The 14,213-nt window shown below is 69.5% G+C and carries 12 protein-coding genes and 1 tRNA gene; 6 read left to right on the forward strand and 7 right to left on the reverse strand.

From position 1 onward, the window contains the following. Positions 1-65: 65 nt before the first annotated feature. The 4 genes from ACFVR6_RS07585 (at position 66) to ACFVR6_RS07600 (ending at position 4,499) form a co-directional block, all read left to right on the forward strand. The gene (locus ACFVR6_RS07585) at positions 66-2,621 is read left to right on the forward strand and encodes a transglycosylase domain-containing protein (protein ID WP_386960736.1); all 2,556 of its coding nucleotides are present in this window, start codon (positions 66-68) and stop codon (positions 2,619-2,621) included. Beyond that, complete coding sequence (locus ACFVR6_RS07590) at positions 2,614-3,546, forward strand: metallophosphoesterase (protein WP_386960738.1); 933 nt, start codon at positions 2,614-2,616, stop codon at positions 3,544-3,546. Before ACFVR6_RS07585 ends, ACFVR6_RS07590 begins: the two co-directional genes overlap by 8 nt. A 48-nt stretch (positions 3,547-3,594) precedes the next feature. Continuing rightward, positions 3,595-3,668, forward strand: a tRNA-Pro gene (locus ACFVR6_RS07595). A gap of 63 nt (positions 3,669-3,731) precedes the next feature. Continuing rightward, positions 3,732-4,499, forward strand: a complete 768-nt coding sequence (locus ACFVR6_RS07600) for an HAD-IIB family hydrolase (protein WP_386960741.1) — start codon at positions 3,732-3,734, stop codon at positions 4,497-4,499. 252 nt (positions 4,500-4,751) lie between these two features. Here the strand turns inward: ACFVR6_RS07600 and ACFVR6_RS07605 are convergent, their stop codons facing one another. From ACFVR6_RS07605 to ACFVR6_RS07615, 3 genes are all read right to left on the reverse strand, one after another. After that, on the reverse strand, positions 4,752-6,020 hold the full coding sequence (locus tag ACFVR6_RS07605; protein ID WP_386960744.1) for an alpha-hydroxy acid oxidase: 1,269 nt from the start codon (positions 6,018-6,020) through the stop codon (positions 4,752-4,754). Positions 6,021-6,037: 17 nt separating this feature from the next. Beyond that, positions 6,038-6,736, reverse strand: coding sequence for a FadR/GntR family transcriptional regulator (locus ACFVR6_RS07610; RefSeq protein WP_386960748.1), 699 nt, complete (start codon positions 6,734-6,736; stop codon positions 6,038-6,040). An 80-nt stretch (positions 6,737-6,816) separates the two neighbouring features. Continuing rightward, entirely contained in the window at positions 6,817-7,458 is a 642-nt protein-coding gene (locus ACFVR6_RS07615; RefSeq protein WP_386960751.1) for a thymidine kinase, read from the reverse strand. 98 nt (positions 7,459-7,556) lie between these two features. Here ACFVR6_RS07615 and ACFVR6_RS07620 point away from each other — a divergent pair, with 98 nt between their 5' ends. Together ACFVR6_RS07620 and ACFVR6_RS07625 are read left to right on the forward strand one after the other, a co-directional pair. Beyond that, on the forward strand, positions 7,557-7,997 hold the full coding sequence (locus ACFVR6_RS07620) for a YciI family protein (protein ID WP_386960754.1): 441 nt from the start codon (positions 7,557-7,559) through the stop codon (positions 7,995-7,997). A gap of 50 nt (positions 7,998-8,047) precedes the next feature. Then, positions 8,048-9,277 (forward strand): RNA polymerase sigma factor, encoded by a 1,230-nt coding sequence (locus tag ACFVR6_RS07625; protein WP_386960757.1) that lies wholly within the window; start codon positions 8,048-8,050, stop codon positions 9,275-9,277. 359 nt (positions 9,278-9,636) lie between these two features. Here the strand turns inward: ACFVR6_RS07625 and ACFVR6_RS07630 are convergent, their stop codons facing one another. The 4 genes from ACFVR6_RS07630 to ACFVR6_RS07645 form a co-directional block, all read right to left on the reverse strand. Beyond that, positions 9,637-10,065 carry a pyrimidine dimer DNA glycosylase/endonuclease V gene (locus tag ACFVR6_RS07630; RefSeq protein WP_386960760.1) on the reverse strand — a complete coding sequence of 143 codons (429 nt, stop codon included), beginning with the start codon at positions 10,063-10,065 and terminating at the stop codon, positions 9,637-9,639. Between the two features lie 10 nt (positions 10,066-10,075). After that, on the reverse strand, positions 10,076-11,554 hold the full coding sequence (locus tag ACFVR6_RS07635; RefSeq protein ID WP_386961677.1) for a malate:quinone oxidoreductase: 1,479 nt from the start codon (positions 11,552-11,554) through the stop codon (positions 10,076-10,078). A gap of 79 nt (positions 11,555-11,633) precedes the next feature. Beyond that, entirely contained in the window at positions 11,634-12,704 is a 1,071-nt protein-coding gene (locus tag ACFVR6_RS07640; protein ID WP_386960763.1) for an aspartate-semialdehyde dehydrogenase, read from the reverse strand. Positions 12,705-12,916: 212 nt separating this feature from the next. Then, the gene (locus ACFVR6_RS07645) at positions 12,917-14,203 is read right to left on the reverse strand and encodes an aspartate kinase (protein ID WP_386960766.1); all 1,287 of its coding nucleotides are present in this window, start codon (positions 14,201-14,203) and stop codon (positions 12,917-12,919) included. Positions 14,204-14,213 lie beyond the last annotated feature (10 nt).

Genomic DNA, 14,213 nt, shown 5'->3' on the forward strand with positions numbered 1-14,213 from the left:
CCGCACGGCGCGACGCACGGCATCCTGTCGAGCCTTCCCCCAGGGTTCTGGCTTACGATCAGCCTATGCCCCACAAGAAACGGACGGCCAGCGGTGTGCTCGGCGGTGTACTGGGCCTGGTCGGCCTGAGCGCCGTGGCAGGCATCCTGGTCACCGCGACGGTCACGCCCGCCATCGCCGTCAGCGGCTACGCGGCAGGCAATGCGATCTCGATGTTCGAGAACATGCCGAGCTATCTCGAGATCGACGAGCTCATGGAGCCGACCGAGATCTACGCGACCCACAACGACCAGCCCGTGCTGCTGGCCCGGTTCTATGACCAGAACCGCGTGCCGATGGAGTTCGACCAGGTCAGCCCCCTCGTCTACGACGCGGTGCTGGCCAGTGAGGACAAGAACTTCTACAAGCACGGCGGTGTCGACCTCGTCGGCACGATGAGCGCCGTGATCGCCAACGTCCGGGGCACCTCCGACCGCGGTGGGTCCTCCATCAGCCAGCAGTACGTGAAGAACATCCTCGTGCAGCGCTGCGAGGAGAACGCCGCCAACGCCGAAGAGCGGGACGCCTGTTACTTCGAGGCCACCAACGGCGACATCTCGGAGGGCGGCCTGCAGCGCAAGCTCCAGGAGATGCGCTACGCCATTCAGCTGGAGAAGACGTACACGAAGGACGAGATCCTCCTCGGCTACCTCAACATCGTCAACTTCGGCGGCAGCACCTACGGCATCGGCGCCGCGGCCAAGTACTACTTCGGGGTGGATGCCGCCAGCCTGACGCTCAGCCAGGCCGCGACCCTCGCGGGCATGGTGCAGGAGCCCAACGGGTACCGCATCGACCGTCCCGACAGCGAGACCAACGGCGTGGCGAACGGGTACAAGAAGACCCTCGACCGGCGCAACTACGTGCTGGACCGCATGCTCGCCGACGGCAAGATCACCCAGGCCGAGTACGACGCGGCCTACGCAGAGCCCATCACGCCCAACATCACCCCGACCGATCAGGGCTGCCAGATGGCCGGCGGATCGGCCTACTTCTGCGACTACGTGCGCACGATCGTCGAAACCGATCCGGTGTTCGGCGAGACCTCCGACGAGCGCAAGGCTGCGCTGCGTCAGGGTGGGTACCGCATCTACACGAGCATCGACCTCGACCTGCAGGCCGCCTCGGAGGAAGCGATCTCGATCGTGCCGAAGGCGATGGACGGCATCAACCTGGGCTCCTCCGGCGTGCAGCTGGAGGTCGGTACCGGCCGTGTGCTGTCGATGGTGCAGAACAAGAACTACGCGCAGTCGGCCTCCCAGCTGGAAGACCCCACGTACTCGGCCATCAACTTCAACACCCGCAAGGCCAACGGCGGATCCAACGGCTTCAACGTCGGCTCGACCTACAAGGTCTTCACCCTGCTGGAGTGGCTCGAGAAGGGGCACTCCGTCAACGAGACCCTCAACGGCACGCTGCGCACCTTCAAGATCGACCGCGGCTGCGACCTCGGCACCCAGACGATCCGCGCCGGTGAGGTCGGTAACTTCGAGGGGTCGCGCGGCTACGTCAGCACGCCGTTCAAGTTCACCTCCGACTCGCTCAACTCCGGGTTCTTCGCCATGGCGGAGAAGCTCAACGTCTGCGACATCAACAAGATGGCCGACCGCCTTGGCGTGACGATCGCCGACGGCACCAAGACGTATGAGGCGGGCAACTCGCCCAACGCGCCGTACGACATCCTCGGCTCGATGAACATCGCCCCGATCGACATGGCGGGCGTCTACGCCACCATCGCCTCGGGCGGCATGTACTGCGAGCCGAAGGCGATCGACCGCATCACCGATTCGGCCGGCAACGACCTTCCGATCCCGGAGACCACGTGCACGCGCGTGCTCGACGAGACCGTCGCGGCGACGGCGGCGTACACGCTCGCGAACGTCATCAACAGCGGCTCCGCCATCGCGTCGCGCACCTTCGACGGCGTGCCCGTGATCGGCAAGACCGGTATCCACGAGCAGTTCCAGACCTGGATGGACGGCAGCTCGACCAAGGTCGCGACGGTCGTCTGGGTCGGCAACGTGGAGGGCTTCTCGGAGCTGCACCGCATGCGCGCCAACGGTTACCAGCTGTGGCGCATGCGGCATGCGATCTGGCCCGAGATGCAGCGCGCGGCCAACGCGAAGTACGGCGGCGACGCCTTCCCGCGTCCCGACGCCAACCTCACCCGCCAGATCCTCTCCGACCTTCCCAGCGTCGTCGGCATGACCGTCGAGGATGCCACGAAGACGCTCGAGGCCGCCGGGTTCAGCGTTGAGGTGACCGAGCCCGTCGACGCCGCGGAGGCCGCCGGCATCATCGCCGCGCAGGACCCGGGCGCCGGTCGGGTGCCCGGAGGCACCACCGTGCGGATCAGCCCCAGCAACGGTCAGGGTGTGGCAGTGCCCACGGTGGCCGGCATGACCTCCGACAAGGCGGTCGATGCCCTGCGGAGCGCCGGTTTCTCGTCGATCGTCCCCTGTGCGGACGGCGGCGGGGGCGACGGGCCTGGTAACGACGATGGCCCCAAGGTGACGGGCACCACGCCCGCTGCCGGCACCGTGACCGGTCGCGGCGCGACCATCACCCTCACCTGTGGCTGAGCGCGCCACCGCGCCCCGCATCGCCCTCACCGCCCTCGCGGCGGTGGGGGCGGCGGGAGCTGCAGCTGCGGTCTGGGGCATCGGCATCGAGCGGCACCTGTACACGCTGCGCCGGCACGACCTCGCGCTGCTGCCGGCCGGCACGCGGCCCATCCGCATCCTGCACATCTCCGATGCCCACATGGCGCCGTGGCAGAGGCGCAAGCAGCGCTGGATCGCGTCCCTGGCCGAACTCGAGCCCCACCTCGTGGTCAACACCGGCGACAACCTCGGCCATGCCGAGGGCCTGCACGGCATCCGGATGGCGCTGGCTCCCTTCGCCGGCATCCCCGGCGTCTACGTGCACGGCTCCAACGACCTCGTCGCCCCCTCCCCCCGCAACCCGCTGCGCTACTTCGGCGGTCCCTCGCAGCGCCACCGAAAGGCGACGCGGCTCGACACGGGCGCGCTCGACCGGTTCCTGACCGACGAGCTCGGCTGGGTCGACCTCGACAACAGCGCGGCGATGGTGGATGCCGGGGGCCTGCACATCCGCGCCTTCGGCGTGAGCGACGCCCACCGCGACTGGGACGACCTCGACCAGATGCACGCGGCGCTCGCTCCACTGCCGGCGGGGGATCTGAACCTCGGCGTCACCCACGCCCCGTACCGGCGCATCCTCGACGACTTCACCGCGCGGGGGGCGGATCTGCTCATCGCCGGCCACACCCACGGCGGCCAGGTGCGCATCCCCGGATCGCGCTCGGCCCTCGTGGCCAACTGCGACATCCCGCTCGATCAGGCGCGGGGCCTCAGCACGTGGACGACCGGCGCGGCATCCGCCCCGCTGAACGTGAGCGCGGGCATCGGACACTCGATCTACGCACCGGTGCGATTCGGGTGCCTGCCCGAGGCGACGCTGCTCACGCTGGTTCCGCGAGCATGATCCGGTTCGGAGCACGCCCTCACATCGGGTAGGCTAGAGGGGTTGCCACGGGGTGTGGCGCAGCTTGGTAGCGCGCGTCGTTCGGGACGACGAGGCCGCAGGTTCAAATCCTGTCACCCCGACAACAGAGGGGCTCCGCCGAAAGGCGGGGCCCTTCTTACACTCACGTCCGACAGGAGCGACCGATGCCGACCCCCCGCCTCATCGCCTTCGATCTGGACGACACCCTCGCGCCGTCCAAGAGCGCCATCGACCCGCGCATGGGCGCGCTGCTGGTGGAACTGGCCGAACGCGTCGAGGTCGCCATCATCTCCGGCGGTCAGCTGCAGCAGTTCCAGGTGCAGGTCGTCGACAACCTGCCGGCAGCCTCGGACGCCGTGCGGGATGCCCTCCACCTCCTCCCCACCTGCGGCACGCAGTACTACCGCCTCACGGCCGACGGCATCGGCACCGTCTACGCCCACCGTCTGACCGACGACGAGAAGGCCCGCGCGCTCGCGGCCGTCGAAGAAGAGGCACGACGCCTGGAGCTGTGGGAGAGCGAGACCTGGGGCGACATCCTCGAGGACCGCGGCTCGCAGATCACCTTCTCCGCGCTCGGCCAGTCCGCGCCACTGGCGGCCAAGATCGCCTGGGATCCCACCGGCGCGAAGAAGAACGCCCTGCGCGAAGCCGTGGCCGCGCGCATCCCCGACCTCGAGGTGCGCTCCGGCGGCTCCACGTCGGTGGACATCACCCACCGCGGCATCGACAAGGCCTACGGCATGCGGCAGCTGTCGGAGCAGACCGGCATCCCGCTCGACGACATGCTGTTCGTCGGCGATCGCCTCGACCCCGACGGCAACGACTACCCGGTGCTGGCGATGGGCGTCACCTGCCACGCCGTCGACGGCTGGGAAGACACCGCCGCGTTCCTCACCGACCTCATCCCCCGCCTCCCCGTCCGCGTGTGACGCGCGCCCGGTAGCCCCGCGGCTCTCGGACCACCCCGGTTCGGTTCGGTCGGCGCACACGCACCGGAATCCACCCCGCACAGGGTCGAACGCGACCACCGAAGCCCACCCCGGGCCGGCTGCCCCGGTTCGGTCGGCGCATACGCACCGACCTCCACTCCGCACAGGGACGAACGCGACCACCCAGCTAGCGGGCTGGCGCCGCAACGCAGAAGGACGGCCCGCACCGGGCCGTCCTTCCGTCGTGTCGCCTCAGGCGATGGGGTGCGGGAGCGCCACGTCCGCGGGCTGCGCGACAGGCGTGAGCCGCTGCAGCTGCGTGACGTGGCGGGGCTCCAGCTCCTCGATGCTCGAGACGCCGAGCAGGGCCATGGTGCGCTCGATCTCGGTGCGGAGGATCTCGATCGTACGGTCGACGCCGGCGCGGCCACCGGCCATGAGGCCGTAGAGGTACGCACGGCCGATGAGCGTGAACTTCGCCCCGAGCGCCATCGAGGCCACGATGTCGGCGCCGTTCATGATGCCGGTGTCGATCATGACCGTGGCATCCTTGCCCACCTCGCGCACGACCTGCGGCAGCAGGTGGAACGGGATGGGCGCCCGGTCGAGCTGGCGCCCGCCGTGGTTGGACAGCACGATGCCGTCGACGCCCAGATCGATGAGCCGCTTGCTGTCGGCGACGTTCTGGACGCCCTTGATGATGATCTTCCCGGGCCAGATGCTGCGGATGTATTCGAGGTCCTCGTAGCTGATCGTCGGGTCCATGGCCGCGTTCAACAGCTCGCCCACGGTGCCGCCGGTGGTCGACAGCGACGCGAACTCGAGCTTCGGAGTGGTGAGGAAGTCGATCCACCACCACGGCCGCGGGATCGCGTTGATGATCGTGCCGACGGTGAGCTGCGGCGGGATGGAGAAGCCGTTGCGCTTGTCGCGCAGGCGGGCGCCCGCGATGGGCGTGTCCACGGTGAACATGAGGGTGTCGAACCCGGCGGCGGCCGCGCGGGCCACCAGACCGTAGGAGATGTCACGGTCGCGCATGACGTACAGCTGGAACCAGTTGCGGCCGTTCGGGTTCGTGGCCTTGACGTCCTCGATCGAGGTGGTGCCGAGGGTCGAAAGCGTGAACGGGATGCCGGCGGTCGCGGCCGCACCGGCGCCTGCCGTCTCGCCCTCGGTCTGCATGAGGCGAGTGAAGCCGGTCGGGGCGATGCCGAAGGGCAGCGCGGAGCGGCCGCCGAGCACCTCCACCGATGTGTCGACGTTGGCGGCGGGACGCAGGATGTCGGGGTGGAACTCGATGTCCTCGAACGCCTGACGCGCGCGCGTGAGGGACAGCTCCCCCTCGGCGGCGCCGTCGGTGTAGTCGAACGCGGCCTTCGGGGTGCGACGGCGGGCGATCTTCTGCAGGTCGGCGATCGTGAGCGCGCTGTCGAGCCGGCGCTTGGTGCCGTTGAGTTCGGGCTTTTTGAACTGCATGAGCTCGAGCAGTTCGGTGGGCTTGGGAAGCTGGCGCTTGACCATGTGAATACCTCTCGGGGTCAGGGGGCGTAGTAGCCGGAGATGTGCTGGGGGATGAGCGCGCGGGCGCGCTCGGCGTCACCGGCGTCGATGGCGTCGAGGATCTGGTGGTGTTCGTGGCGCAGGCGCTCGCTGGCGGCGGGCCAGTCGGCGATGCGGCCGGCGATCTGGGAGGTGTAGCCCTCGATGGCGGAGCGCAGGCCCGCCATGGTCGCAGCGACCACGGTGTTCTCGGATGCCGCAGCGAGTGCGTAGTGGAACTGTGCGTCCAGGGCGAGGAACTCCTCCGGCGGCAGCGGCGCGGCATCCATCGCCTCGACCGTCGCGCGGGCGGTCTCGAGATCGGCATCGGGCTTGGCGGCAAGAGTCGCGACGATCCACTCCTCCACGAACAGGCGGGTGGCGACGACATCGTCGATGGGGAAGCCCTGAGCGGCCACCTGCAGCCGCAGGAGCGCCGACATCCCCCCCGTTGGCGAAGAGATGACGATGGCGCCGGCAGAGGGGCCTGAGCCGGTGCCGGTGCGGATGAGCCCCATCACCTCGAGCACGCGCAGCGCCTCGCGGACGCTCGATCGCCCGACGCCCAACTGCGCGACGAGATCGCGTTCCGAGGGCAGACGGTCACCGGGTCCCAGTCGGCCTTCGAGCAGATCGGTCTCGATCTTGTCCAGCACGACCTTCCAGGCGCGTGCCGGTGCTTCGATTTTGTCCGTCATTGGCACGGTCCTCCTCTTCGTGGTCTGACCACGATAGACGTCAGTGGTCTGACCAAGCAAGCCGGCGCCCGTGTGTCGCGCTATCCGTCGAGGCGGCCACCCGATTCGCGCAGGTAGCACTCGGCGCACATCGACTCGTAGGTCACGCGGTCGGCGGTCAGCTCGTCGATGGCCACCTGGTCGCCGTCGAAGACGAACCTACCGCCGACCAGACGCGCGTTGAAGAGCGCCTTGCGCCCGCAGCGGCAGATGGTCTTGAGCTCCTCCAGCGAGTGGGCGAGCTCCATGAGCCGCGCCGAGCCGGGGAACGCGTGGGTGCGGAAGTCGGTGCGGATGCCGTAGGCGAGCACGGGCACGCCGTCGAGCACCACGATCCGCAGCAGGTCGTCCACCTGGTCGCGGGTGAGGAACTGCGCCTCGTCCACGAGCAGGCACGCCACGTCGGGCGCCGTCTCGGGCAGCAGCTCGTCGGCCGCCGCCGCACGCACGCGCTCACGGTGCTCCCGGAACAGTGCCCGCAGATCGGCATCCGGCCCGATGAGGAAGTCGACCGGACGGGTCATGCCCAGGCGGCTGGAGACCTCCCCCGCGCCCTTCGTGTCGATCGCGGGCTTGGCCAGCAGCACGCGCTGACCGCGCTCCTCGTAGTTGTACGCCGCCTGCAGCAAAGCCGTCGACTTGCCGGAGTTCATCGCCCCGTAGCGGAAGTAGAGTTTTGCCACTCGTGGATTCTACGTGCGATGTCGATTCCGGCCGATGCCGTTCGACGCGATAGTAGAGGGGCGGCACCGCAGCCCCACCGAGACGAAGGATCCACATCATGTCGAAGTACATGCTGATCATGCGCAACAGCGGTTCGGAGCAGAACTACGAGGACATGGACTTCGAGGCCGTCATCAACGCGATGGGCGCCTACAACGAGTCCATGATCAAGGCGGGGGTCCTCCTCGGCGGCGACGGCTTGACGGATGCCGCGCAGGGCGCCGTGGTGGAGTTCACCGCCGACGCGCCGCTGGTGACCGACGGCCCGTACGGCGAGACCCATGAGCTGTTCAACGGGTTCTGGACCATCCAGGTGGCCACGCAGGACGAGGCCGTGGAGTGGGCCAAGCGCGCACCGCTCGGCCCCGGCAACAAGATCGAGGTGCGTCGCATGACCGACGACTCCGACTTCGCGGACTACCAGGACAACGAGTACGTGAAGAAGGAGAAGGGGTGGCGCGAGGACCTCGGCGTCGAGGTCGGCGGCGACGCGCGCTGACACGCGCAGCGCGCCCCTCCCCGCATCCCAGTCGACACGAGCCCACGATCATGACCGACGACATCCACCGCACCGTCGACGCCGTCTGGCGCATCGAGAGTGCGCGCATCGTCGCGACGCTGGCGAAGGCGACCGGCGACGTGGGCCTCGCGGAGGATCTCGCGCAGGAGGCGCTGGTCGAGGCCATCCAGCAATGGCCGGATGCCGGCATCCCCCGCAATCCCGGTGCGTGGCTGACCGCCGTCGCAAAACGTCGGGCGATCGACACCTGGCGCCGTCGCGGAGCGCTGGACGAGCGCTACCGCGCGATCGCGCACGATCTGTCCGAGTCGTCCGACGACGACTGGGAGCCGATCGACGACGACATGCTGCGGCTCGTGTTCATCGCGTGCCACCCGGTGCTCTCGCGGGAGTCGCAGGTGGCGCTGACGCTGCGGGTCGTCGGCGGCCTCTCGACGCAGGAGATCGCGCGCATGCTGCTCGTGCCGGTGGCGACCGTGCAGGCGCGCATCACGCGGGCGAAGAAGACCCTCGCCGCTGCCCGGGTGCCGTTCGACACCCCCGAGCCCACCGAGTGGCGGGGGCGGCTGGGCGGGGTGCTCGGGGTCGTGTACCTCATCTACACCGAGGGCTATGCCGCCACCAGTGGCGACCGCTGGATCCGCGAGGAACTCGCCGGCGAGGCGCTGCGCCTGGCCCGCGTACTGGCCGGCCTCATGCCCCGTGAGCCCGAGGCGCACGGCCTCGTGGCGCTGCTGGAGCTGCAGTCGTCCCGGTTCGCGGCCCGCGTCGCACGGGACGGCTCACCCGTGCTGCTGAGCGACCAGGACCGCTCGCGGTGGGATCGTGCGCAGATCGCCCGGGGGCAGGCCGCGCTCGACCGCGCCGACGCACGCGGCCAGGGCCGCGGTCCCTACGCGCTGCAGGCGGCCATCGCGCTCTGTCACGCCGTGGCGCCGCGCATCGAGGACACCGACTGGGAGCGCATCGTCGTGCTGTACGAGGCGCTCGGCCGCCTCGCGCCGAGCCCTGTGGTCGATCTCAACCGCGCGGTCGCGGTCTCGATGGCCACCGGACCCGCAACCGCACTGCGCATCGTCGACCGGTTGCAGTCCGACGGCGCGCTGCGCGGCTCGCATCTGCTGCCGAGCGTGCGCGGCGAGCTGCTCAGCCGCCTCGGCCGCGTCGAAGAGGCCCGGTCCGAGCTGCTGACCGCGGCGAACCTGGCATCCAACGAGCGCGAGGCCGCCGTGCTGCGCGGCAAAGCCGCCGCCCTCTGACCTCCGCCCCGTTCGGGGCGCGAACCGGGCAACCAACCCCACCACCCCGTTCGGGGCACGAAACGGGCAACAAACCCGCGCCGACCCCGGCTCGGGGCACGAAACGTGCAACAAACCCCGCCGCCCCGTTCGGGGCACGAAACGGGCAACCAACCCGCGCCGGCCCCGTTCGGGGCACGAAACGGGCAACCAACCCGCGCCGGCCCCGTTCGGGGCACGAAACGGGCAACCAACCCGCGCCAGCCCCGTTCGGGGCACGAAACGGGCAACCAACCCGCGCCAGCCCCGTTCGGGGCGCGAAACGGGCAACAAACCCCGCTGACCCTCGCTCGGGGCGCGAAACGGGCAACGAGCCGGGCCTACGGACGTTCCCACGACGCGAGCGGCCCGGGGACGACGACGAAGGTCGGTCCCGCCGCCGGCTCGGCGACGGGCAGCCGCTCGAGCCATGCCGGCGCGCGCTCGGCGACCTTACGGCGCAGATGCTGCAGCTCGTACTCCAGCTGACCGGTCGTCACCTCGATCGCGGGTCTCGCGGCATCCGGTCGCCGGATGCGCGTCGCGTCGAACCGGTACCCGCGCGCCGTCGCCTCTGCCTGCAGGCTCGCGAGGAAGTGGCCGATGGCCGCCTCCGGATCGGCTTCAGCGCGGAAGCGCTCAAGCTGCGGATGCCGCGTGTAGCCGCGCGTCCCGCCGCTCAGCACCGCCTGGGCGAGCAGCCCTTCCCGCCAGCCCGCGACGAGCGCCGCCCGGTCGAGGAGGGCCGGATGCAGCGACCACAGGCGCACCGTGAGGCCGTTACGGGTTGATCCCCAGGGTGGTGGCGGTGGCATCCATCGATGCGCGCGCGACCTCGGGGCGCGGGTTGAGCGTCTCGCCGTAGCTGGGGATGAGCTCGCGCAGGCGCGGCTCCCACTCGGGCATGCGCTCGGGGAAGCACGTCTTCAGCAGCCCCAGCATGATCGAGGCGGCGGTGGACGCTCCGGGGGACGCGCCCAGGAGACCGGCGATCGAGCCGTCCTCCGCAGCGATCACCTCGGTGCCGAACTGCAGCACGCCGCCCTTCTCGGGATCCTTCTTCATGACCTGCGCGCGCTGACCGGCCTGGATGAGCTCCCAGTCCTCGTCCTTCGCGGTCGGCACGAATTCGCGGAGGCTGTCGACCTTCTTCGCGTGGTTCTTCACCAGTTCGCTGACGAGGTAGGTGATGAGCGACGGGTTGTCGATGGCCACCTTGAGCATGGGGAGGAGGTTGCCCGGACGCACCTGGGTGACGATGTCGAGCATCGAGCCGTTCTTGAGGAACTTGGGGCTGAAGGTCGCGAACGGACCGAACAGCAGCGACGCCTCACCGTCGACGACGCGGGTGTCCAGGTGCGGCACCGACATGGGCGGGGCGCCGACGGATGCCTGCGAGTACACCTTCGCCTTGTGCTGGGCGACGACGGCGGGGTTGGTCGTCTTGAGGAACTGTCCGCCGATCGGGAACACGCCGTAGCCGGAGATCTCGGGGATGCCCGAACGCTGCAGGAGCTTCAGCGCCCAGCCGCCGGCGCCGACGAAGACGAAGCGCGCGTTGATGCTGCCGGGGGTGCGTCCGATGGTGTTGCGGTACGACACCTTCCAGGTGCCGTCCTTCTGCTTCTTCAGCCGGCGCACCTCGCAATCGGTGACGACGTCGACGCCCTGTTCCTTCAGGTTGTCGAACAGCTGACGCGTGAGCGCACCGAAGTCGATGTCGGTGCCCGCGGGCACCCGGGTCGCGGCGAACGGCTCGCCCTTGCGACGCTTCTGCATGAGCAGCGGGGCCCACTCGTTGATGACGCGCGAGTCCTCGCTGTACTCGATGCCCTCGAACAGCGGCTGCTGCTTGAGCACCTCGTAGCGCTTCTTGAGGTAGGCGACGTCCTTCTCCCCGCGCACGAATGTCATGTGCGGGGTCGCGTTGATGAAGGTGGAGGGCTCGTCGAGCACGCCGCGTTCGACCAGCGACGACCACAGCTGTCGGCTCTGCTGGAACTGCTCGTTGATCGCCACCGCCTTGGCGGGGTCGACCGAACCGTCCTTGCCCTCGGGCATGTAGTTCAGCTCGCACAGTGCCGCGTGGCCGGTGCCGGCGTTGTTCCAGGCGTTGGAGCTCTCGAGAGCCACATCGCCCAGTCGCTCGCAGACGACGATCTTCCAGTCGGGCTGCAATTCCTTCAGGAGGGTGCCCAAAGTGGCGCTCATGACCCCACCACCGATGAGCACGGCATCGTACGTCTCAATCACGATGATCCAGTCTAGTTGGCCTCACACACGCTCCCGACCGCGCAGCATCCACCGGCCACGGCCGTAATGGCAGCGCGCGCGAGGGTCAGGCGGTGGCGCCCAGGCGCGCAGCGACGATCTCGGCGATCTGCACGGCGTTCAGCGCCGCACCCTTGCGTAGGTTGTCGTTGCTGATGAAGAGCACGAGGCCCTTGCCCTCGGGAGCGGACTGGTCGGCGCGGATGCGGCCGACGAACGCGGGGTCCTTGCCCGCGGCCTGCAGCGGCGTCGGCACTTCCTCCAGCACCACGCCGGGGGCGGATGCCAGGATCTCGCGGGCCCGCTCGGGCGTGATGTCACGGGCGAACTCGGCGTGGATCGACAGCGAGTGGCCGGTGAACACCGGCACGCGCACGCAGGTGCCGGCGACGCGGAGGTCGGGCAGCTCGAGGATCTTGCGACTCTCGTTGCGCAGCTTCTTCTCTTCGTCGGTCTCGTTCTGCCCGTCGCCGACGATCGAGCCGGCCAGCGGAATGACGTCGAATGCGATGGGGGCGATGTACTTCTCCGGCTGCGGGAAGTCCACGGCCGAGCCGTCGTGCACGAGGCGGAGCGTGTCGCCCTGGGCGAGCACACCCTCCACCTGGCCGAGCAGTTCCTCGGCGCCGGCGATGCCGGAGCCCGACACCGCCTGGTAGGTGCTCACGATGAGACGCTCGAGGCCCGCCTCGGCGTGCAGCGGCTTGAGGACGGGCATGGCGGCCATCGTGGTGCAGTTGGGGTTGGCGATGATGCCCATGACCGCTTCGCCAATGGCGTGCGGGTTGACCTCGCTCACCACCAGCGGCACCTCGGGGTCCATGCGCCAGGCGCTGGAGTTGTCGATGACGACGGCACCGGCTTCGGCGAAGCGGGGCGCGTGGGCGCGGCTGCCGGTGGCGCCGGCGGAGAACAGCGCGATGTCGATACCCGCGGGGTTCGCCGTCGCGACGTCCTCGATGATGACGGTGTGGCCGCCGAAGTCCACCGCGGTGCCGGCGGAGCGGGCGGTCGCCAGCAGCCGCAGCTCGCGGATCGGGAATGCCCGCTCCCCCAGAATGTCGCGCATGACCGTGCCGACCTGGCCGGTAGCGCCCACGATGGCGACGGAGAGTCCGGATTCGGAGATACGGGTCATGGCGGATCCTTGCGGTGCGGGGAGGAGCGTGCCCGAGCGGGCGGATGCCGCGATTCTACCGGCCGCCGCCGCGCGGGCGCGGCCGTGTGACGCGGCATCCACCCCTCACCGAAACAGGAGGACTCCCCGCAACAGGACGAAACCGTCAGGGAACGTCCTGTGCCGGTGATTTCTCCTGTACCGGGAACGCGGGGGAACGCGGATGCCGCGGGTCAGCGCCCGGTGCCGGCGTGCACGACGGCTTCGGCGTCGCCGTCGAGACCGTATGCGGTGTGCACGACGCGCGCCGCCGCGGCCAGGTCGTCGCCGCGCACGACCACCGAGATGCGGATCTCCGAGGTGGAGATCATCTCGATGTTGATGCCGGCGGTGCTCAGCGCCTCGAAGAGGGTCGCCGAGACGCCGGAGTGCGTGCGCATGCCGGCGCCCACGACCGAGAGCTTGCCGATCTGGTCGTCGTGCACGAGGTTCTCGAACCCGATGTCGCTCTGGTCTGCGGCGAGCGCGCGCAGCGCCTTGCCGGCGTCGCTCTTCGGGAGCGTGAACGAGATGTCGGTCCGGCCGGTGGTAGCCGCCGACACGTTCTGCACGATCATGTCGACGTTCGCGCCCGATCGGGCGACGACCTTGAAGATCTCCGCGGCCTTACCGGGCACGTCGGGCACTCCGGTGACCGTGACCTTCGCCTGTCCGAGGTCGGTCGCGACTCCCGCGACGGTCGGCTCTTCCATCTCTGCTCCCTCTTCGCTGTCCGGCAGGCTCATGCCGGGTGCGAGCACATAGGTGCCGATGCCCGACGAGAACGTCGAACGGGCGTGGATCATGACGCCGTGACGGCGGGCGTACTCCACCGCACGGATGTAGAGCACCTTGGCTCCGTTGGCCGCCATCTCGAGCATCTCTTCGCTGCTGACGACGCTGAGCTTCTGGGCCTTGGGCACGACCCGCGGGTCGGCGGTGAAGATCCCGTCGACGTCGCTGTAGATCTCGCACACGTCGGCGTCGAGCGCGGCGGCGAGGGCGACGGCGGTGGTGTCGGAGCCGCCGCGGCCGAGCGTGGTGATGTCGCGGGTGTCGCGGTTGAACCCCTGGAAGCCGGCGACGATGACGATGGCGCCCTCGTCGAGCGCTTCGCGCAGGCGCACCGGGGTGACATCGACGATGCGGGCGGCGCCGTGGGTGGCGTCGGTGATCATGCCCGCCTGGCTGCCGGTGAACGAGCGCGCCTCGAAGCCCATCGAGTGGATCGCCATCGCCAGCAGCGCCATCGAGATGCGCTCACCGCTGGACAGCAGCATGTCGAGCTCGCGCGGCGCGGGGATCGGCGCGACCTCGTGGGCGAGGTCGAGCAGCTCGTCGGTGGTGTCACCCATCGCGCTGACGGCGACGACCACTTCGTGTCCGGCGCGGCGCGCGTCGACGATGCGCTTGGCGACGCGCTTGATGCTCTCCGCGTCGGCGACCGACGAGCCGCCGTACTTCTGCACGATCAACGCCATAGGGGAACTC

The organism is Microbacterium sp. NPDC058021 (genome assembly GCF_042885955.1).
Classification (GTDB): Bacteria; Actinomycetota; Actinomycetes; order Actinomycetales; family Microbacteriaceae; genus Microbacterium.